The following is a 21,052-nucleotide window of genomic DNA, read 5'->3' as shown; positions in this document are numbered from 1 at the left end:
TTCCCTCACATGAGGCCACGCAGCCGTTGATGCAAGCATCGCCCCGCCGCTTTTCCACCACACCATAGCATGCGGCCCCGATCCCGTATCGGGTCCTGTCCCCCGGCCTGGTTTTAAGCGCGGCCTATTTAAGCGGCAGGATAAAACCGTACGCAGGATAGACACTTTTGCCGATGCCGTGAATGGGGCTCCACCAGACCTGTACCCGCGACCAGTCATTTCGACTCGACACATCGATGACGGGATCGGCGCGCCCGATGCGTCCGGGCACCCAGTTCGCCTGTTCCACCACCAGTTCGCGCGGCCCCCGGACGGAACGCACCACCGCCACGTGCCCGTCCGGCAGGCGGCCGGTCGCGCGCAGCACCAGCACCGCGCCGGGCCTGGGGGCATGCGAACGCGGGTAATGGCCCGACGCCTCCGCCCACCACTGGGCCGCCGCCCCGTGCAGGTTGACCCCCGTGACCTGCCGGGCATAGGGGGCGCACTGCACCGGGCCATGCCAGCTTCCGCTGCCACCACCGGCACAGCCCGCCACGACCGGCAGCGCCGCCACCGCCACGATCCGCGCCGCCCGGCATATCGTCACACGCACCCTGTCGCGCCGTCGTCCGCCCTGTCCGAAACGCCACCCGCCCCTTTCTTGCGGCATCACGCGGATTTCATGCGCCATATGCGTTCCTCTGCCTCCTGCGCGTCCATCTCCAGCGCGCGAAGGGCAATATCGCGCGAAAAACCCGATCGCGCCATCGCCTCCATCGCACGGCGGTCCCGCGTGGCGGCGGCCTCCCCTTCCTCTTCGGGGCGACGGAAGGGACCGGCCCGCCGCTTGCGCACGAACACAAGGGCGGCGGCAAGCTCGGTTTCGCGGCCCTCTTCCCCCCGCGCGCCCAGCGTCTCCTCCATCGCCTGCGTGACCACGGCGCCATCGACGCCCCGCGCGGCCAGGTGCGCGCCGATCGCCCGGCGCGAACGACCCGCCCGCGTCAGGGAGCGCGCGCGTGATTCGCTGAACCGCGCGTCATCGATTGCGCCAAGCGCCTGCATGTCGGCAATGACGGCGGCGATGTCCGGGGCGGATTCGCCAATGCGGGCCGCGATGTCCGCAGGCTCCATGCCCTCGGCCTGCGCCCTGCGGCCCCAGCGCTGCATCACGCGCGTCAGGACCCGCTCCATCCCCGCGACGGTGGTGGAAAAACGCGCGACATGCGACAGCGCCGCCGCCCGCAGCGCCGCGCGATCCGGCGCGGGGCCGGCCGGACGCGGGGCATCCCCGCGCCGCGCGGCGCGCCCCGCCCGGCGGGACGCGGCACTGCGCGGGGTCATGTCAGGATCATCCGTCATCGCCCCATTGTGCCATATCCCGCCCCGCCAGGGCGACAGGCCGGCGGGCATCGCATCGGGCAATGCCGTAAAAAACACGCGCGCCGCATGGAACCCACGACGGGATGGATACCGATAGGTGGTTGCATTTGCGCCACTGCGGCAATATTCTTTCCAATTCCGTGAAATAAGGGTGTGTTTGCATGAGGCATGACACGCCAGCCACGGAAGCCGGAAACGCAGCGCAGGCCCACCCTCACGGCGTGGGCTTTTCACGTTGTTTTCCACGAAACGCTTTCCAACCGAGCAACGAAATCACAAGGCAATTCCATGATTCCCGCCCTGATGCCGACATTCAATCGCACCGACCTCGCTTTCGAGCGTGGGGAAGGCGCCTGGCTGTACACGGCGGACGGGCGACGATTCCTCGATTTCGGGGCGGGTATCGCGACCTCCTCGCTGGGGCATAACAATCCCCACCTCGTCAACGCCATCGCGCAGCAGGCGGCGCGGGTGATGCATGTCTCCAACCTTTACCGCATCCCGCAGGCGGAAAAGCTGGCCGAGCGACTCGTCGCCGCGAGCTTTGCCGACAGCGTCTTCTTCTGCAATTCGGGCGCCGAGGCGAACGAGGGCATGATCAAGATGATCCGCCGCGCGCAGGCCAAGGGCGGCCATCCGGAGCGCGTGCGCATCATCTGTTTCAACGGCGCGTTCCACGGGCGCACGCTGGCGACGCTGGCGGCGACGGGAAATGCGAAATACCTCGACGGGTTCGGCCCGGTGGTGGAGGGTTTCGACCATGTGCCGCTGAACAACATGAACGCCGTGCGCGCCGCCATCACGGACGAGACGGCGGGCATCATGATCGAACCCGTGCAGGGCGAAAGCGGCATCAACCTTGCCGATCCGCGCTTCCTGCGCGAACTGCGCGCCGCATGCGACGAATATGACCTGTTCCTTGGCATGGACGAGGTCCAGTGCGGCATGGGACGGACGGGCAGGCTGTTCGCCCATGAATGGTCGGGCGTCACCCCCGATGTCATGACCGCGGCCAAGGGCATCGCCGGCGGCTTCCCCATGGGGGCGATCCTGGCGACCGAACAGGTCGCACGCTACATGACGCCCGGCAGCCACGGCACGACGTTCGGCGGCAACCCGCTGGCGTGCGCCGCGGCGAACGCGGTCCTCGACGTCATCCTCGCCCCCGGCTTCCTTGAACAGGTCCAGGCGCGCGGGGCGATGCTGGGGCGCGAATTCGACACGCTCGTCACGCGTTATCCCGATGTCTTTTCCGCCCATCGCGGCATCGGCCTGATGATCGGCCTGCAGTGCGTGGCACCCGCGTCCGTGGTGCAGGACGCGGCAATGGGCGAAGGGATGCTCAGCGTCACGGCCGGCGGCAACGTCCTGCGCCTTGTCCCGCCCCTGACCGTCACGGAAGAGGACTGCCGCATGGCGGGCGAAATGCTGGACCGCGCGGCGCAGCGCGTGCGTGCCGACATCGCCGCGTCGGCCGCACGGGCGGAGAGCGTGGCATGAACGCGATCAGACCCGACATGCCCAGCCGGGCGCAGCCGCGCCACTTCCTCGACCTGAAGGATCTGGACGCCGCCACCCTGCGCGCCATCCTTGACGTCGCGGCCGGGATCAAGCGCATGCAGCACGGGCGCGCCCGTCCGCTGCACCCGCGCCTGCCGCTGCGCGGCCGCGCGCTGGGGCTGATGCTGTCCAAGCCATCGACCCGCACGCGCGTGTCGTTCGAGGTCGGGATGCGCCAGCTGGGCGGCGACGTGGTCCTGCTGTCGCCGGGCGACATGCAGCTGGGGCGCGGGGAAACCATCGCCGACACCGCGCGCGTGCTGTCGCGCTTCGTCGATGCGCTGGTCCTGCGCACGGGCCGCACGGCGAACCTGCGCGAGCTTGCGAAATGGAGCAGCGTGCCCGTCATCAACGGCCTGACGCCGGATTCCCATCCGGTGCAGATCCTGGCCGACATCATGACGTTCGAGGAACATCGCGGCCCCATCACCGGGCGGCTGCTGGCATGGGTGGGCGACGGCAACAACGTCGCCACCTCGTTCATCGAGGCGGCGGCCCGGTTCGGCTTCCGCCTGCGCCTCGCCACGCCGCCGACGCATGCGCCGGACGCGCGCGCGGTGGAATGGGCGCGCGCCAACGGGGCGGACATCACGGTGGGCACGGATGCGGCGCAGGCCGTGGCCGGGGCGGACGCCGTCATCACCGACACATGGGTCAGCATGTCCGACAGCGCGTCGGAACAGCGCGCCAGCGCGTTCGAACCCTATCGCGTGGATGCGGCCCTGATGGCGCGGGCGGCCCCCGATGCCCTTTTCCTGCACTGCCTGCCCGCCCATATAGGCGAGGAAGTGACCGCCGACGTGTTCGAAGGCCCGCATTCCGTGGTCTTTGACGAGGCCGAAAACCGCCTGCACGCCCAGAAGGGACTGCTGGTCTGGGCCCTGTGCGGCGATGACTGGCAGAGCTTTGGAAAGGAAAATCCCTGACATGACCGGCCCCGCAGAACAGCCCGCCCTGCCCAGCACGACGGAGGACACCGCAAGCGTCCCCGGATGGGTGGAAAAAAGCGTCAATGACATCTTTGCCGCGCTGCCGGGGGCGGGATCAGGATCTGCCGCGCCGCTTGCCGCGCTGCGCGATGCCTATCTCGACTGCCTTGCCGGCGCGGGCCGGGGGGAGGACATCGACACCGAGCACGATGCCTGCCGCCAGGCCCTGCTGGACCAGGTGACGGAGCGGAAACTGCTGGATGCCGCGACGACGCAGGCGCTGGCCCAGCGTCTGGAGGCGCTGGAGGCGGACATTACCGCCAACCTGTGAAAATCCCGGCCGCGCGCAGCCTGCGTCCCCTCCGCCCGCATGAGATCCGATGACACATGATTGACACGCCAGCCTTCCTCGACACCAACCGTCCCGATACCCCCGACCTTGTGGTGGAACAGGGCGTCATGCCCTTCTACCTTGCCAGCCGCCCGGTGCGGGGGCGTCTGGTGCGTCCGGGCGTCCTGACCGACACGCTGCTGACGCGCCATGACAATCCCGACGTCGTGCTGCGCCTGGCGGGCGAGGCGCTGGCCCTTGTCGCCGGGCTGGCCGCCGCGCTGAAGTTCAGGGGGTCGTTTTCCCTGCAGGCCAAGGGCGATGGCGCGGTCAGCCTGCTGGTGGCGGACTGCACCGACGCGGGCGCCCTGCGCTTTCACGTCCGTTCCGACGATGAAAAGGTCGCGGCCCTGCTGAAGGAGCATCCCGAACCCACGGCGGCGCAGCTTCTGGGATCGGGCTATCTGGCGTTCAGCGTGGATCAGGGCCCCGATACCGACATCCATCAGGGCATCGTGGAAATCACGGGCGAAAGCCTGTCGGACATGGCCGCGCACTACTTCACCACCAGCGAGCAGCATGCCTGCTGGGTGCGTCTGTTCTGCAGCAAAACCGAACGCGGATGGCGCGCCGGCGCGCTGATCCTCGAACGCATCGCGACCGAGGGGGGGCATACCTCCGACACCGCGCCAGAGGATGGCGACGATGCGTGGGAAACCGCCGTCACCCTTGCCTCCACCCTGACGGAGGCGGAAATCCTTGATGACAGCCTTTCTTCCGAGGCGCTGATCTACCGCCTGTTCCATGGCGAGGACGCGTGCATCGGCCATCCCCGCGCGCTGGCGTTCGGCTGCCGCTGCAGCCGCGCGCGGCTGGCGGGCATCCTCGAGACCTTCCCGACCGACGACCTTGACCACATGGCCGAGGACGGGACGATCACCATGAACTGCTCATTCTGCAACCATGCCTTCCATTTCCGCCGTGACGAGGTGGGACGCGCCGCCGAATAGCCACCGGCCTGTCTTCCCTCCGGCCTGCGCCCCACCTGTTTTCCGGGGGCCGGAATGTGCCATGATGGCCGACGTTTCAACATGACCTGTGGCGCGTCCGGGCCAGGACCGGACGCCAGAGCTTTTTCGGGAAATCCGTTCATGCATCCGCCCTGTCCGACCGTTCCCCGTCCCTCCCGCGCCATGCGGGCCATGCGCATGGCGCGGCTGATGGCGCTTGGCCTGCCGCTTGTCATGCTGGGGGCATGCCACAATGACCAGCAGCAGCCGACCATGACGTTCGCGCCGCTCAGCTACAGCAACCTCGCGCCGCTGAACCTGAATGTCGCCAGCATTTCCATCGTCGACCGGGGACAGCCCGGAATGGTGCCCGGCGACCTGTCCAACCGCGCGCCCACGCCACCGGACCAGGCACTGAAGCAGATGGCGCATGACCGGCTGATCGCATCGGGCAGCGGGGGACATGGCGTGTTCACCATCGACCGCGCCTCCATCCTGCATGAACCGGGCGGCATCCTTGACGGGCAGATGAATGTCCATCTCGACGTCGTGTCCGCCGACGGGCTGCGCAAGGGATACGCGGTGGCGCAGGTCACGCGCTCCTACGATCCCAAGGCGACGAAGGGCAATACCGATACGACCGCGAACCTGTATGAACTCGTCAACCTGATGATGCAGGACATGAACCGGGAACTGGAATCGCAGATCCGCAACAACCTTGGCAACTGGCTGACGACCGCGCCGGTCGCAGGCGCGGTGTCAGAACAGTCGCTTGACGGCGCGTCATCCGGCACGGGCGCGGCGCAGACCGTGACGATGCCCATGCCCAACACGACGTCGTCGGACATGCCGGCCGCCGTTTCGTCAACGCCCGCCACAACGTCCACCGCGCCGGCAGCCCCGGCGGCGGCGAATGACGGGCCTGACCCCATCTTTCCCGATGGCGGACCCTCCGCCACGACCACGACGACGACCAAGGCGCCCCGCCTGCGTTCGCCCCAGCCGGGATACCTGACCCTGCCGCCCTCCGGCACAGGCAGCACCAGCGGCACCAACTGATCCGGCGCGGGAAGGCACGGCCTTCCCGTGGTGCTGTGGGTCCCGGCGCGCCTATTGCGCGCCGATCGTCCGCAGCACCAGCCCCGGCGTCAGTATCTGGGGCAGGACGATCCCCTCCTGATGCGCGGGGTAATAGACATATAAAGGCACCCCGTCGCGCCCGTGATCGCGCAGGAAGGTGGTGATCGCAGCATCGCGCCCGGTCCAGTCGCCCTTCATGTAGACGACGCCCTGCCGGGCAAAGGCGTCGCGCACATGCTGCGGCGACAGGGCGACACGTTCATTCACCAGACATGAAATGCACCATGCCGCCGTCATGTCGATGAAGACCGGCCTGCCCTGTGCCCGCAGGGCGTCAAGCCGCGCCTGCGAAAATGCCTCCGTCCCGTCGTCGGTGGACTGAGCCTGCGTGGCGTCCGCGCCCGGCGGGGCAAGGGCGGGCATGACCATCAGCACGCCACCCAGCGCAAGGCCGATGGCAAACAGCGCCCCGCCCCGGCAGCCAAGGATGAAGCCCTCCTTCCCCGTGCCGGTCATCGCCGCGTCCTGCGCCATGCGCAACAGCCACGCCGCCAGCGCGATCAGCACCATTCCCCCCGCCAGCACCGGCACCGCGACCTGCCCGCCCTGCAATGTGGCGACCCACGCCAGCCACACGCACGTCGCCAGCATGGGAAAGGCCAGCGCCTGGCGCACGATTTCCATCCACGCCCCCGGACGCGGCAGCAGCCGGACCAGCCCCGGCACCATCGCCAGCAGCAGGTAAGGTGCCGCAAGGCCCAGCCCCATGGCGACGAAGATCACGATCCCGACCACCGGCGACGCCGAAAGCGCGCCGGCGACCGCCGCCCCCATGAACGGCGCGGTGCAGGGCGTGGCGACCACGACCGCCAGCACGCCGGTCAGGAAATCCCCCATATGCCCCGACAGCGTCCCCCCGCCCCCCAGCGCCGCGATGCGCATCCCGAAGGAAAAGACCCCCAGCAGGTTGAGCGAAATGGCGAACAGCAGCCAGCACATCAGCGTGACGAACGTCACCGACTGGAACTGGAATCCCCACCCCACGACATTGCCCGCCATGCGCAGTCCCACGATCACCACGCCCAGCAGCACGAAGGTCGCGACGATGCCCCCGGCATACAGCGCCGCCCCCGTCAGCGCGGCGCGGCGTTCCCCCCGCGCCATGCGTTCGAGCGAGAGGATCTTCATCGCCAGGACCGGAAACACGCACGGCATCAGGTTCAGGATCATCCCCCCCGCGAACGCCAGCGCCACCAGCCGCAGCAGCCCCGCGCTACTGCCCGTGGGGGGGGCTGACGCCATCGCGGGCGCGCCCCCCGGCTGCGCGGTGATCGCCAGCGCCTGTTCGCGGCCGGATACATCGCGGATGACCACGATTCCCGGCAGGGGCGCATCCTTGTGGAACCCGTCCGCCACCTTCAGCCCCAGCTGCAGCAGCCCGTCGCGCACATGCAGCGGCTGCGGCGCGTCATGATCGATCAGCCCCGGCTGTTCAGGCATGAACCATGCCTCCCGGACCATGGCGGGCGACAGTCCCGCCCCCATCAGCGACAGCGTGCCGTCGGCGGCGATCCGCGCGGCGAAGGGAGAGGCCACCGGACGCTGCGCCGCCGCCCGGGCGAAAAGCGGCGCCTGCGCGGACGGCGAAAGCGGCCCGCGTGGCAGCGTCAGGCTGAATTCGCCATGTTCGGGCACGCAGACGGTGGCGCAGACCAGCCAGTCGGCGGTGGCGTCCACCACCATGTCGGCCCCCTCCTCCGCCTCGCGCGGTTCCAGGCGCACCGGCAGCAGCACGTCGCCGGTATAGGCATAGGACATCAGCGGCCCGTCACTCAGCCGCTGTGGCACAGGCCATTCGATGGGGCCGCCTTCGCCCACGGCCCCGCCGGACGCATGCAGCGCCAGCGTCACCGCCTCCCCCGCGTCGCCGGGGTTTTGCCAGTACGTATGCCATCCCGGCGCCAGCTGCAGGCGCAGGCCGAAATGCATCTCCTGTCCCGGCATGAAGGTGTCGCTGTCGCTGAGCAGCGTTGCCGTGCCATGCGGACTGGAAACCGGCGTGCTCTGCGCGGCAAGCCCCGCGCGCGACAGGACGGGGGCAAGGCATGTCACGACGCACAGCGTGAAGAGTAAGCGCAAGATTGCCACGCAGGAACACTCCGTCAGGGTCGATGGGGGCGAAATGCCTGTATTATATAACCGTATGCGGCCGTTCAGGCATTGCCGCGCGCATGTCGCACACGTCATAAAGCACGATATGGCGTCCGATCCATCCCTGCAAAATCCGCTTTTCCCACCCGACCTGTTCGCGCCCGGCGCAGGCCCCGGCACCGACCTGCCCGTGGCCGACGCACTGCCACGGCTGCGCGCCGCGCTGGAGCAGGGCGGCGGCGCGGTGCTGGTGGCGCCCCCCGGCGCGGGCAAGACGACGCTGGTGCCGCTTGCGCTGCTGGCCGCGCCATGGCGGGGGGACGGGCGCATCGTGATGCTCGAACCCCGCCGTCTGGCCGCCCGCGCGGCCGCGCGGCGGATGGCGGAACTGATCGGACAGGAACCGGGCGGCCTGATCGGGTATCGCACGCGGCTTGACGGCGCGTCCTCCGCCGCGACGCGAATCGAGGTGGTGACCGAGGGGCTGCTGGTGCGCCGGCTGCTGGCGGACCCGACGCTGGATGGCGTCGCCTGCGTCATCTTTGACGAAATCCACGAACGCTCCGTCGATGTGGACGCGGCGCTGGCCTTCTGCCTTGACCTGCAGCGCGAACTGCGGCCCGACCTGCGGCTGGTGGCGATGTCGGCAACGACCGACGCCGCCACCCTGTCACAGCGGATGGACGCGCCGGTCATCGAAAGCGCGGGGCGCATGTTCCCCGTCGAAATCCGCCACGCGCGTCGCGACATCCCCCACCAGCGCGACCTGCCCGACGCCATGGCGCGCGCGATCCGCGCCGCCCTGGCGGAGGAGGAAGGCGACATCCTCGCCTTCCTGCCCGGCGTTGGGGAAATCCGCCGCACGCAGGCCGCCCTGGCCGACGTGACGGCAGAGGTCCTGCCACTGTATGGCGAGCTTCCACCCGGGGAGCAGGATTACGTCCTGCGGCCGCATGCGCGGGGGCGACGGGTGATCCTGTCCACTTCCATCGCGGAAACGTCGCTGACGGTGCCGGGGGTGCGGATCGTGATCGATGGCGGTTTCCGCCGCACGCCGCGCCTTGATGCGGGCACCGGCCTGACGAAGCTGGAGACCGCGCGCATATCGCGCGCCGCCGCCGCCCAGCGCGCGGGCCGCGCGGGCCGCGTGGCGCCGGGCATTGCGATACGCCTGTGGAGCGAGACGACATCGCGCGCCATGCCGCCGCACGACCGGCCCGAGATCATGGAGGCCGAACTGACCGGCCTGCGCCTGGACACGGCGGCATGGCAGGCGGCGATGGGCACGCCGCCCGCGGACCTGCCCTTTGCCGACACGCCCCCCAACGGCGCGTTCGAGGCCGCGCGCAGCCTGCTGCTTGCCCTTGGGGCAGTATCCGAAGACGGGCGGATTACCGAAACCGGCACCCGGATGGCGCAGCTTGGCGCGCATCCGCGACTTGCCGCGATGATGCTGGCCGCGCGCACCCCGGGCGAGGCCGCGCTGGCCGCCGACCTTGCCGCCCTGCTGGAGGAACGCGATCCGCTGCGCCCACGTCCGTCGGGGCGCGGGCCGGGCGGCAACGCCATCCCCCCCGCCGACATCCGCCTGCGCCTTGACCTGATCGCGGGCGGCGATCACCCGGCGGCGGACCGGGGGGCGCTGTCGCGCATCCGCCAGGCCGCGCGGCAGTACCGCCGCCGCATGGGGCTGGGCCGGGAGCAGGAGGCCCACGGCGACTGCGCGGCGCTGCTGGCGGCGGCCTTTCCCGACCGCATCGCGCAGCGGCGTGGCGATATCGGGTCGTTCCGCCTGTCGGGCGGCGGCAGCGCCCGCATGGGAAAGACCGATCCCCTCGCCAGCCTGCCGCTTCTGGCGGTGGCGGGAATGCATGTCCGCACCGCGTGCGAAATCCGCCTGGCCGCGCCACTCGACCCCGAAAACCTGCCGGACAGCGTCATGGCCCGCACGCATGAGCAGGTGGAAACCACCATCGACCCCGCCACCGGCGCGGTGATGGCGCGGCGCCGGCTGCGGCTTGGCGCGCTGGTCCTGCGGGACCGTACCGTGACCGCCGATGCGACGGAGGTGGCCGACCTGCTGGTCCGGCAGGTCGGACAGAACCTTGCCGCCGCCTTTGACTGGACGCCGCAGTGCCGGCAGCTTCAGGCCCGCGTCGCCCTTGCGCGCGACGTGCTGGATCGCGCCGACCTGCCCGACCTGTCCGACGCGGCGCTGGCCGCCAGCGTGGGGGAATGGCTGGGCGCGTGGATCGGGGGCATGGCGCGCATGAGCGAAATCCGCGCGCTCGACCTGCTGGCGGTGCTGCGCGCCATGATCGCGCATGACGCGCTGCGCTGGCTGGATGCGACGCTGCCCCCCGCGCTCGACCTGCCGGGGGGGCGCGTGGGGATCGACTATCTCCAGCCGGTGCCGCTGGCCTCCGCGCGGGCGCAGACCTTCTATGGCCTGCATGAAACGCCCCGGCTTGCGCAGGGACGGGTCGGGCTGCGGATCGCGCTGCTTTCGCCCGCCGGGCGGCCGCAGGCGATCACCGCCGACCTTGCGGGGTTCTGGGCCGGTTCATGGGCCGACATGCGCCGTGACATGCGCGGCCGCTATCCCCGCCACGACTGGCCCGAGGACCCGGCGCAGGCCACCCCGTCGCGGCGGCCGCCACGCCGTGGAACGTGACATGGACGCCGCAGTGCGCCAATGATTTGCCACACCTTTGCCACACGCCATGGCATTGCCTTTTTTTTCGCCTATCATCACGGTTCAGTGGGTAACCCCGCGCCCTGACCCGTTACGGATTTATATGGCCCGCCGCCTTTCCCGCCCGCCTGTGATCGCGCCACTGATCGTGGCCATGGCCTGCTGCCCTGCCCACGCCGCGCGGGCGCAGGCGGTGGCACCAGTGACCGCGCCCGCGCCCGTATCGCCCCAGCCCGTGTCGCCCAGGCCCGTGTCGCCGGACGCCGCGTCCCTGTTCGCCCCCCCCGCGCCGCCAGTGGTCGCGTCGGGGCCGCTGACATTCGCGCCGCTGGTGCGGATGGTGGGACCGGCGGTGGTCAACATCGCGGTGACGCAGGACGCAACCGGCCAGCGCAACGGGCAGCGCGTGCTGCCAAGCGTGCGGGGCACCCCGTTCGAGCATAAATTCCGCGAACGCATGCGCTCCCACGGGGAGGAAATGCTGGGCGCGGGATCGGGATTCATCATCGACCCCGACGGCATTGTCGTCACGAACACCCATGTCGTGGGCGATGCCGACCACATCACCGTCTCGCTGACGGATGGGACGGAACTGCCCGCGCACCTGATCGGCAGCGATGACCTGACGGATATCGCGGTCATCAAGGTCCAGCCCCCCCATCCCCTGCCCTTCGTCAGGTGGGGCGACAGCAGGCTGGTGAATATCGGCGACTGGATCATGGCGGCGGGCAACCCGTTCGGGCTGGGGTCATCCGTGACGGCGGGCATCGTGTCCGCCCGGGGACGCGATATCGGGACCAGCCCGTTCGATGACTTCCTCCAACTCGACGCGCCGATCAATCCGGGCAATTCGGGCGGCCCGTCCTTCAACCTCAGCGGGCAGGTGGTGGCCCTCAATACCGCCATCGTCTCGCCCACCGGGGGATCGGTGGGAATCGGTTTCGGCATCCCGTCCGAAATCGTGGCCCCGATCGTCGAGGAACTGCGCCGCAACGGGCATATCGACCGTGGCTGGCTTGGCGTCACGCTGACGGATGGGGGCGATACCCATGTGCCAGGGGTGGAAATCGTGGGAATCGACCGGGGCGGCCCGGCGATGAAGGCGGGGCTGCATATCGGCGATTACATCACCGCAGTAAACGACGAACCCATCGACAGTTCACGCATGCTGATCCGCTCCATCGCCGCAAAGCGCCCGGCCTCCACCGTCGTGCTGCATGTCCGCCGCCGCCATGACACCCTGGCCATTCCGGCGGTTGTCGGATACCGCCCCGACGACACGGACGACTGAACGGCGCGGGCATGGTCCGTCCGCCCCTTAACGGCCGGGCCACCAATCCATATGTAACATCGGTAATGTCCGCGCGCCGCATCCGCTCTGGCCATGTCGCGCGACGGGCGTAGAATGACAACCGGACTGCCGATCAGTGAGGTAACGTGCATATTCTTGTGGTGGAAGACGACCCGACGGTTCGCAACTTCGTGGCCAAGGGCCTGCGCGAGGCAGGCCACCTGACCGAACTGACAGACAATGGCAAGGACGGGCTGTTCCTGGCGGTCAGCGAGAAATTCGACCTCATCATCCTCGACCGGATGCTGCCGGGCGGGATTGACGGACTGCGCCTGCTGGAAACGATCCGCGCGCAGAACAACACGACGCCCGTGCTGCTGCTGTCGGCGCTGGCGGATGTCGATGACCGCGTGCAGGGGCTGAAGGCCGGTGGCGACGATTACGTGACCAAGCCCTTTGCCTTCAGCGAACTCCTCGCCCGGGTGGAGGCGCTGGGCCGGCGCGGGCGCACCGAACAGGTGCCGCAGACCAAGCTGGTGGTCGCCGACCTTGAAATCGACCTGCTGTCGCGCACCGTACGCCGGGCGGGACAGAAAATCGACCTGCAGCCGCGTGAATTCCGCCTGCTGGAATACCTGACGCGCCATACGGGGCAGGTCGTGACGCGCACCATGCTGCTTGAAGGGGTGTGGGATTACCATTTCGACCCGCAGACCAACGTGATCGACGTCCATGTCTCGCGCCTGCGCCAGAAGGTGGACAAGCCGTTTGGCACGCCGCTGATCCATACCATCCGCAACGCGGGATACATGCTGCGTGCGGAATGACGTGGCCCGGCGGGCGGGACATCGCCACCCGTGAAGGACCCCGCCCCCCTGCATGACACCGCGCCGCGCAGGCCGCGGCTGCGGGCGTTCCGCTCCGCCAGCCTGCGCTTCTCGCTGGCTTACGGGGTGCTGTTCGCGCTGTCGTCCATCCTGTTCATGTCCTTCATATGGTGGGGGACGATCGGCTTTCTGGAACGCCAGGTCGAAACCGCGATCAATGCCGACGCCCGCGCGCTGGCCGAACGCTGGGTCATGGGGGGCGTACCCACGCTGGCCCTGACGATCGAGGACCGGCTGGAGCAGAACCTCGACGATGACGCGATCTACATGGTGATCGACCCGGAGGGGAATTACCTTGCGGGGAACGTGTCATCATGGCCGGCAAAGGTGGAATATACCGATCGCTGGTATTCCCTGCCCGATACGCGCGCGGGGCTGCGCGGACTTGCGGAACTGCATGCCTATCGCCTGCCGGGCACGGCACAGACCCACACGGCGGGACAGCTGGACAGCGGGTACAAGCTGCTGGTGGGGCGCGACATGCGCGCGCGCAGCATCCTGCGGCGTCTGCTGACGGATTCGCTGTTATGGGCGTGGGTGATGGTCACGCTGCTTGCCGTCAGCGGGGCGATGCTGGTCCACCGCATCTTCCGCCGCATGGTCAAGACGGTGGCACGCACCACCTCGGCCATCGCCCATGGCGACCTGAACCGCCGCATGCCGCTGGTGGGCAACGGCGACGAGATGGACCAGGTGGCCGAGGCGATCAACGAGATGCTCGACCGGATCGTGCGCCTGATGGATGGCGTGCGGGAGGTTTCCAATTCCATCGCCCATGACCTGCGCACCCCCATCACACGCGCGCGCACGCAGCTGGAGGACGCGGCACTGCATGCCCGCGACGCCGACGAACTGCGCGCGGCCATCGAACGCGCGGTCGGCAACCTCGACAACATCACCGCCGTGTTCGAGGCCCTGCTACGCATCGCGCAGATCGAGACGGGGGCCCGCCGTTCCGCCTTTGCCACGTTCGACCTGCGGCCCGTCCTGTTCGATATCGCGGACCTGTACGAGGCCGTGGCCGAAACGCACGGCATCGGGCTGGAACTGGACATGGACGACGTCCTGCCCTTTTACGGCGACCGTTCCCTGATCCAGCAGGCGGTGGCCAACCTGCTGGACAACGCCATCAAGTTTTCCCCCGAACATTCGACCGTCCGCCTTTCGGCCCATATCGCCCCCGTCGCCACGGGACGCCTGGTCACGCCCGCGGGCGGCGCGATCCTGAGGGTTGAAATCCGTGACGAGGGAATCGGCATGAGCGACGAGGACATGGAACGCGCCACCGAACGGTTCTTCCGCGCCGAAAAGGCCCGCAACACGCCGGGGTCCGGGCTGGGGCTGGCGATGGTGCGCGCCATCGTGCACCTGCATGGGGGGGAAATACAGCTCTCCCGCCAGCAGCCGGGGCTTGTGGTGCGTCTGCTGCTGCCGGTCGCGTCCTCCGCACTGGCGGAATACGGATATGACCCGTTCGACGACGACATGCCAGACATGACACGAACTTCACATTTCTCCCATCAGCACGACACCAACAGTGACGTATTATAGACGGATGAGCATGCAACCGGTCACGGTCCCCGCCTTTTTTGTGATGAGCCTCTGCCTGTGTGGCCATTCCGGGGCCGCCATGGCGGGCGACAATGTCGCCACCACCGGCGTCGCCCGCGCCAGCGGGGACAAGCCCGTCATCATCACCAGCGATACGCCTGCCTTCTGCAACCGCCTGATCGGCATCATCGATGCCTATGGCCCCGGACTGCCCCACGACATCGACGACCTGCGGGCGCAGGGCGCCGACCTGTGCCGGGAGGGACATGTACGTTCGGGTATCATCAGGCTGCGCCGCGCGCTGGTCGAACTCAAGGAAACCACCCATTCATGACCGATGCCCTGTCCCCCATGCGCGCGTCCCGGCATCATCGGGCACGGCGGCATGGCCCGCGCGGCCTTTTTTCCCTTCTTCTGGCTGCAGGCATGATGGGTCCCGTCATGTCCGCCCATGCGGCCACCACCACGACAGGGTCCGCCATGACGACGCCCGATGATGCCAGCACGAAACTGATGCTGTCGGCCACAGGCACCGTGCATGCGCCCCCCGACAGGCTGACGGCCGTCTTCTTTGCCGAATCCACCGCCCCCACCGCCGCCGGCGCGCAGGGACAGGTCAATGCGCAGGTGGACAAGGCCATGGCGACGATGCGGCCCATCACGGGCCTGACCATCAGTGCGGAATCCTATTCCGTCCGTCATCAGGACGCCGATCCCCATGCCGGCCGCCCGGCGCAGTGGGTCGCGCGCCAGACCATCCGCGTCAGCGCGACGGACGGCAGCATCCTGCTGCCGCTGCTGGGCCGCATCCAGTCGGAAAACCTTGCCCTGTCGCAGCTGGACTGGTCGCTGTCGCGCGACCGCCGCACGGCCCTGCTGCAGCAGGCGGAAGGGCTGGCGCTGCATGAGCTGCAGCAGCGCGCCCAGGCGGCGGCGGGGGCGCTGGGGCTGAAGATCGCGCGGATCGAGTCGGTGACGCTGAATGACCAGGAAATGCCGCGCCCGATGCCCATGATGATGATGGCCGCGCGATCGGAAGTCGCCGCCCCGCAGGCCCCCGCCGCCGATCAGGACGTCACGGCGCAGGCGGATGCGACCTTCGTGCTGCATCCGTAACCGGCGGGCATGAAAAAAGCCCGGATCGGACGACCCGGGCTTTCGCATGATCGGACCTGCCGCCAGACGCGTATCAGCGCGGGGCGAGGACCATGATCATCTGGCGATTTTCGAGCTTGGGCATATGCTCGACCTTCGCGATTTCGTCCATTTCATTGCGAACGCGCTCCAGAACCTTGATGCCCAGATCCTGATGCGCCATTTCGCGACCACGGAAACGCAGCGTGACCTTGACCTTGTCACCTTCGCCAATGAAGTTCTTCATGGCCCGCATCTTCACCTGGTAGTCATTTTCGTCGATATTCGGACGAACCTTGACTTCCTTGATTTCGATGACTTTCTGCTTCTTGCGGGCTTCGTTGCGCTTCTTCTGCTGCTCGTACTTGAACTTCCCGTAATCGAGAATCTTCGCGACGGGCGGCTCGGCGTTCGGGCTGATTTCCAGCAGGTCGAGACCCGCTGCATACGCGCGTGCAAGGGCGTCACGCATCGGCATGATTCCCAGCATTTCGCCGTCTGCATCGATCAGGCGGACCTGCGGAACGCGTATCTCCTCATTGACACGGGGCCCCTCTCGGTTCGGCGGAGTGGGCATCGGGGGTCTGGCTATGGTCATCTCCTGTGACTGTGCATTCAGATATCGGCGCGACAACCGCCGGCGTCCCACGCCAAAATGCGCCCGAACCCGGACGGAAACGATGGCATGCGGCCCTGCGGACTCTGCTGATGTGGCAATATGTGGCGCAAACACAAGGGCCAGATCAAGTCCCGTGTGCAATAACCCGCACGGGGCCAGCCATGCATGGCTTGCACGCAGCCCCCTGCCAGACGCAACCGGCGGAATGTTTCAGGCCGCCGGTTCGTGAAACATCATGAAATGACCCGTGCAAACGCCGCCATCCGGGGGAAAGGCGGCGTCCGGGAACCCTTAATCCGTGGGGTATCACCCGACTGACTGAAAACCACGTTGCGCTGGCGATGCCCTATCGCAGGTCGGGCGGGGTCGCTTCATGCGCCAGCGCCGTCACCGCCGCGTCAAGGGGCAGTATCTCCTGCGCCTTGCCGCCAAGGCGACGCAGGGCGACGGTCCGCTCCTCCGCCTCCTTGCGGCCGACCACCAGGATGACGGGCACGCGCGCCAGGCTGTGTTCGCGAATCTTGGCGTTGATCTTCTCGTTGCGCACGTCGGCCTCCACCACAAGGCCCGCGGCCTGCAGCTTTTCCACCACCTCGCGGGCATAGGGCTCCGCATCGGTGACGATGGAGGCGACGACAACCTGCACCGGGGCCAGCCACATCGGGAAACGTCCGGCATGCTGTTCGATCAGGATGCCAAGGAAGCGCTCGAACGAGCCGAGGATCGCGCGATGCAGCATGACGGGACGGTGCCGCGCGCTGTCCTCGCCCACATAGGACGCATCAAGCCGTTCGGGCAGCACGTAATCGACCTGCAGCGTCCCGCACTGCCAGTCACGGCCGATGGCGTCACGCAGCACGAATTCCAGCTTCGGGCCATAGAACGCGCCCTCGCCCGGATTGTGTTCATAGGTCACGCCCGCCATGTCGCATGCGACCTTCAGCGCATTTTCCGCACGGTCCCATGTCGCGTCGTCACCGGAGCGCTGTTCGGGGCGGTCGGCGAATTTCACGCGGAAATGCTCGAAGCCAAGGTCCTTGTAAACCGATGAAAGCATCCGCACGAAACGCGCCGTCTCGTCCGCGATCTGGTCCTCGGTGCAGAAGATGTGCGCGTCATCCTGCGTAAAGCCGCGCACCCGCATGATCCCATGCAGCGCGCCCGACGGCTCGTAACGGTGGCAGGCCCCGAATTCCGCCATGCGCAGCGGCAGTTCGCGATACGAACGCAGCCCGTGGCGAAAAATCTGCACATGGCACGGGCAGTTCATCGGCTTGAGCGCGAGGGTCTTGTCCTCGTCCTCTACCGTGGCGATGAACATGTGCTCGCGATACTTGTCCCAGTGGCCCGATGCCTCCCACAGGCCGCGATCGACCAGCTGGGGGGTGCGGACCTCCTGATACCCATTGCGGTTCTGCGCGCGGCGCATGTAGTCCTGCAGCACCGAATACAGCCGCCAGCCCTTGGGGTGCCAGAAGATCTGGCCCACCGCCTCTTCCTGGATATGGAACAGGTCCATCTCGCGCCCGATGCGGCGATGGTCGCGGCGCTCGGCCTCCTCAAGCTGGTGGAGATGCGCGTCGAGTTCCTTCTGGTCGCGCCACGCCGTGCCATAGATGCGCGTCAGCATGGGGTTGCGATGGTCGCCACGCCAGTACGCCCCGGCCACCTTCATCAGGCGGAACGCCTTGCCGATGTCGCCCGTGCTGCGCAGGTGCGGGCCACGGCACAGGTCCAGCCATTCCCCCTGCCGGTAGATGGAGATTTCCTCGTCCGCAGGCAGGTCGCGGATCAGTTCCGCCTTGAAACGCTCGCCCCGGTCCTCGAAAAAGCGGATCGCTTCCTCGCGCGGCCACGTCTCACGCGTGAAGGGGGTGTTCGCGTCGATGATCTCGCGCATCCGTGCCTCGATGCGGGGGAAATCCTCTGGCGTGAAGGGCTCGTTGCGATAGAAATCGTAATAGAAGCCGTTTTCGATCGACGGGCCGATCGTCACCTGCGTCCCCGGCCACAGCGACTGCACCGCCTCGGCCAGCACATGGGCGGCGTCGTGGCGGATCATCTCCAGCGACTCGGTATCCTTGCGGGTGATGAAACGGACGCGCGCGTCGTGGTCGATGCTGCGGCCGATATCCATCAGGCGGCCATCCACCTCCATCGCAAGGGCCGCGCGCGCAAGGCCCGCGCCAATGGACTGCGCCACCGTAGTGCCCGTCACCGCCCCGTCAAAGCGGCGTACGGATCCGTCAGGCAGGGTGATGGCAGGCATGTTCTGGTGCTCCGAAAAAAATATGTCACGCTGTAATGGCGTCAGCCGAGCGCGGCTGCAACCCTGTCGATGTGCAAAGTGGCCAGATCACGCGCCCACAGCACCCGTACCTGCCCCGGCCGGCACCCCATCGGCGCGCTGAGCGCGGGGTCGCCCGCGCGTGAAAACAGCACGACGCAGGGCGCGCCCATCGCGGCGGCAAGGTGCATGGGTCCGGTATCGTTTCCCACCGCAACCGCGGCCCGCGCGGCGATCCCGCCCAGTTCCAGCAGGCTGGTGCGCCCCGTCAGGTCCAGCGTCGCGTCGCACGCGGCGGAAATCGCGGCCGCCAGCGGCGCGTCCGCCCTGCCGCCGACGACGACCGGGCGCAGTCCGCGCGCCCACAGCCGCGACGCAAGCCCCGCGAAACGTTCGACCGGCCAGCGCTTGACAGGATGGCGGGGCGATGTGCCCGGCACCAGCAGCGCATAGGGGCCGGGCAGGCGCGGGCCATATGCCGCAAGCCATGACAGGTCCGGCTCCGGCACCTCCGCGATGCCGGCGCGGCGCAGCTGGTCGCGCTGGCGCGCGCGGTTGTGCATGGCCTGACGCTGCGGGTTGTCGTGGCGGGCGCGGGCGCCAGGGGCGATGCCCGACCACGCATCATGCCCCGAAAGGTGGAAATACCGCGTCGTCCGCCGCGATGTCTGCAGGTCGTAGATGAAGTCGTACCGGCGCAGCAGCCCGCGCATCGCCATGACCGCGCGCAGGTTGTACCATGGCGCGCGGGGGTCGACCTCCACATGATCGAACCATGGCGACGCCCGGGCGAGTTCGACGAACGGCGCTGTCGTCAGCAGGGTGACGCTGTCATGGCGGTGATGTTCGCGAATGGCCGCGAATGGCGCGAAGGACTGGACGAAATCACCCAGCGCGCTCAGGCGGATGACAAGGATACGCTGCATGGTGGTACCTATCGCCCCATTCTCCGGCCCGCACAACCCGGAGGCCGCGCATCCACCATCCAGCGCAGCCCCCGTCAGGGCGCGGCCGGGTCGGCCTCCAGCAGGGAAAGGTCCTGCCGGGCGAGGTCCGCCTCATGCGAATCGGGGGCCAGCGCGATCACCTCCTGCCAGTTGGCGCGCGCTTCCTCCAGCTTGCCCTGACGTTCGTTGAGGATGCCGCATTCCAGCGCGGCGGCGACATTGTGGGGCGACTGCCGCAGGGCGCTGGCGATGTCGGTAGCGGCAAGGTCGATATGGCCGAGTTCACGGTTGGCCGCCGCGCGCGTCACCAGCGCATCGACCCGCAGCGTGGCGTCGTCCGGCAGCGGCGTCAGGTCGGATATCGCCTGCTGCGCCATGCCCATGTCCACCGAAATGCGCGCATGGATCACATGCAGCGTCATGTCGCCCGGATCAAGCCGCAGGCCGTAGGCCGCGCTGTCGAGGGCCTGTCGCGGGCTGTCGTTCGCCTGCCATGCCCGCGCGGCCTCTTCGGCCACATGGGCGCGGCGGCGCAGGGAATCGGGGGTATCATGGGCGATGTCATCCACCGGGGGGACGGCGGTCGTGGCCGTTTTCTCCCTTGTCGCCGGGGAGGCCGCCTTTCCCTGGTTCGCGGGCTCCCCAAGGGGCCAGTGCGCGACATGCGACAGGCGGTCCAGCGTCCCCGCCGCGTCGCCCACGTCGCCCAGCGCCATTTCCGCCAGCGCGCCGCAGTACTGCGCCTCCGCGCCGCCGCCATGCTCCTCCCAGTCCTCGGCATAATCGCGGGTGCCATCGGGATCGTCCGACAGGTGCGACTGGCAGGTGGAAAATGAAAAGCCACGCCCTGCCCCGTCCGTCGCGCCGCCCTGCCCCGCAGAAACCGGGGCGGCGGGATGCAGGGCCGCGCCGTCCTGTCGCGCGTGCGTGGCGCCGGTTTCGTCAGGGGTATCGCGCGCCACCGTGGTCGCGCGCGCGGCGATCGCGGCGGTGCCCGCCGACTCCAGCGCCACGACAATCATCCCCAGTTGCATGGCACGCATGCACAGCCCGGGCCAGCGCATGGCGGACGCGCCGTGAAACGCGGAACGCCGGGCGGAAAACCGGATGCAGGCCGACGGAAACATGCATGGAAAAGTTATCATAATGATTCCTTCGTCCTCCCCTGTCCGGCCAACGTCAAGTACCTACACGCGATGATACCCCAACATGTTG

18 protein-coding genes are annotated in these 21,052 nt (G+C 68.3%); 11 read left to right on the top strand and 7 right to left on the bottom strand.

From position 1 onward, the window contains the following. Positions 1-124 precede the first annotated feature (124 nt). Both CFR71_RS06690 and CFR71_RS06685 read right to left on the bottom strand, forming a co-directional pair. A complete protein-coding gene (locus CFR71_RS06690; RefSeq protein ID WP_408891710.1) occupies positions 125-673 on the bottom strand; it encodes a CHAP domain-containing protein in 549 nt (182 codons plus the stop codon). Then, positions 652-1,326 carry a regulatory protein RecX gene (locus CFR71_RS06685; protein WP_110529111.1) on the bottom strand — a complete coding sequence of 225 codons (675 nt, stop codon included), beginning with the start codon at positions 1,324-1,326 and terminating at the stop codon, positions 652-654. Before CFR71_RS06685 ends, CFR71_RS06690 begins: the two co-directional genes overlap by 22 nt. Before the next feature lie 327 nt (positions 1,327-1,653). On the opposite strand from CFR71_RS06685, the gene CFR71_RS06680 reads away from it, so the two are divergent. The 5 genes from CFR71_RS06680 (at position 1,654) to CFR71_RS06660 (ending at position 6,254) form a co-directional block, all read left to right on the top strand. Next, entirely contained in the window at positions 1,654-2,865 is a 1,212-nt protein-coding gene (locus tag CFR71_RS06680) for an aspartate aminotransferase family protein (RefSeq protein WP_110528948.1), read from the top strand. Continuing rightward, entirely contained in the window at positions 2,862-3,851 is a 990-nt protein-coding gene (gene argF, locus CFR71_RS06675) for an ornithine carbamoyltransferase (protein ID WP_110528944.1), read from the top strand. The genes CFR71_RS06680 and argF overlap by 4 nt, the downstream gene beginning before the upstream one ends. Position 3,852: 1 nt before the next feature. Continuing rightward, entirely contained in the window at positions 3,853-4,185 is a 333-nt protein-coding gene (locus tag CFR71_RS06670) for a hypothetical protein (protein ID WP_110528941.1), read from the top strand. Positions 4,186-4,241: 56 nt separating this feature from the next. Beyond that, on the top strand, positions 4,242-5,195 hold the full coding sequence (hslO, locus tag CFR71_RS06665; RefSeq protein WP_110528938.1) for an Hsp33 family molecular chaperone HslO: 954 nt from the start codon (positions 4,242-4,244) through the stop codon (positions 5,193-5,195). A gap of 141 nt (positions 5,196-5,336) precedes the next feature. Then, positions 5,337-6,254, top strand: coding sequence for a hypothetical protein (locus CFR71_RS06660; RefSeq protein ID WP_110528934.1), 918 nt, complete (start codon positions 5,337-5,339; stop codon positions 6,252-6,254). A 51-nt stretch (positions 6,255-6,305) separates the two neighbouring features. Here the strand turns inward: CFR71_RS06660 and CFR71_RS06655 are convergent, their stop codons facing one another. After that, a complete protein-coding gene (locus CFR71_RS06655) occupies positions 6,306-8,414 on the bottom strand; it encodes a protein-disulfide reductase DsbD family protein (protein ID WP_408891720.1) in 2,109 nt (702 codons plus the stop codon). A gap of 118 nt (positions 8,415-8,532) precedes the next feature. Here CFR71_RS06655 and hrpB point away from each other — a divergent pair, with 118 nt between their 5' ends. From hrpB to CFR71_RS06625, 6 genes are all read left to right on the top strand, one after another. Further along, positions 8,533-11,100 carry an ATP-dependent helicase HrpB gene (gene hrpB / locus CFR71_RS06650; protein WP_110528928.1) on the top strand — a complete coding sequence of 856 codons (2,568 nt, stop codon included), beginning with the start codon at positions 8,533-8,535 and terminating at the stop codon, positions 11,098-11,100. Between the two features lie 175 nt (positions 11,101-11,275). Then, a complete protein-coding gene (locus CFR71_RS06645; protein ID WP_408889621.1) occupies positions 11,276-12,412 on the top strand; it encodes a S1C family serine protease in 1,137 nt (378 codons plus the stop codon). A gap of 146 nt (positions 12,413-12,558) precedes the next feature. After that, complete coding sequence (locus tag CFR71_RS06640; RefSeq protein WP_110528922.1) at positions 12,559-13,239, top strand: response regulator transcription factor; 681 nt, start codon at positions 12,559-12,561, stop codon at positions 13,237-13,239. 156 nt (positions 13,240-13,395) lie between these two features. Then, entirely contained in the window at positions 13,396-14,850 is a 1,455-nt protein-coding gene (locus CFR71_RS06635) for a sensor histidine kinase (protein ID WP_338042955.1), read from the top strand. A gap of 10 nt (positions 14,851-14,860) precedes the next feature. Next, positions 14,861-15,184, top strand: a complete 324-nt coding sequence (locus CFR71_RS06630) for a hypothetical protein (RefSeq protein ID WP_239019419.1) — start codon at positions 14,861-14,863, stop codon at positions 15,182-15,184. Then, a complete protein-coding gene (locus tag CFR71_RS06625) occupies positions 15,181-15,966 on the top strand; it encodes an SIMPL domain-containing protein (protein ID WP_239020288.1) in 786 nt (261 codons plus the stop codon). Before CFR71_RS06630 ends, CFR71_RS06625 begins: the two co-directional genes overlap by 4 nt. A 73-nt stretch (positions 15,967-16,039) precedes the next feature. Here CFR71_RS06625 and infC read toward each other — a convergent pair whose 3' ends face one another. The 4 genes from infC to CFR71_RS06605 form a co-directional block, all read right to left on the bottom strand. Next, positions 16,040-16,561 carry a translation initiation factor IF-3 gene (infC, locus tag CFR71_RS06620; RefSeq protein WP_110528915.1) on the bottom strand — a complete coding sequence of 174 codons (522 nt, stop codon included), beginning with the start codon at positions 16,559-16,561 and terminating at the stop codon, positions 16,040-16,042. 388 nt (positions 16,562-16,949) lie between these two features. Further along, complete coding sequence (thrS, locus tag CFR71_RS06615) at positions 16,950-18,872, bottom strand: threonine--tRNA ligase (RefSeq protein ID WP_110528912.1); 1,923 nt, start codon at positions 18,870-18,872, stop codon at positions 16,950-16,952. Positions 18,873-18,913: 41 nt separating this feature from the next. Continuing rightward, complete coding sequence (locus tag CFR71_RS06610) at positions 18,914-19,816, bottom strand: glycosyltransferase family 9 protein (RefSeq protein WP_110528909.1); 903 nt, start codon at positions 19,814-19,816, stop codon at positions 18,914-18,916. A 74-nt stretch (positions 19,817-19,890) separates the two neighbouring features. Then, a complete protein-coding gene (locus tag CFR71_RS06605) occupies positions 19,891-20,982 on the bottom strand; it encodes a tetratricopeptide repeat protein (protein ID WP_207781334.1) in 1,092 nt (363 codons plus the stop codon). Positions 20,983-21,052 lie beyond the last annotated feature (70 nt).

It is taken from the genome of Novacetimonas pomaceti (genome assembly GCF_003207955.1).
Lineage (GTDB): Bacteria > Pseudomonadota > Alphaproteobacteria > Acetobacterales > Acetobacteraceae > Novacetimonas > Novacetimonas pomaceti.
Note: the sequence above shows the minus strand (reverse complement) of the source record. Positions and strands in the feature narration are given on the sequence as shown.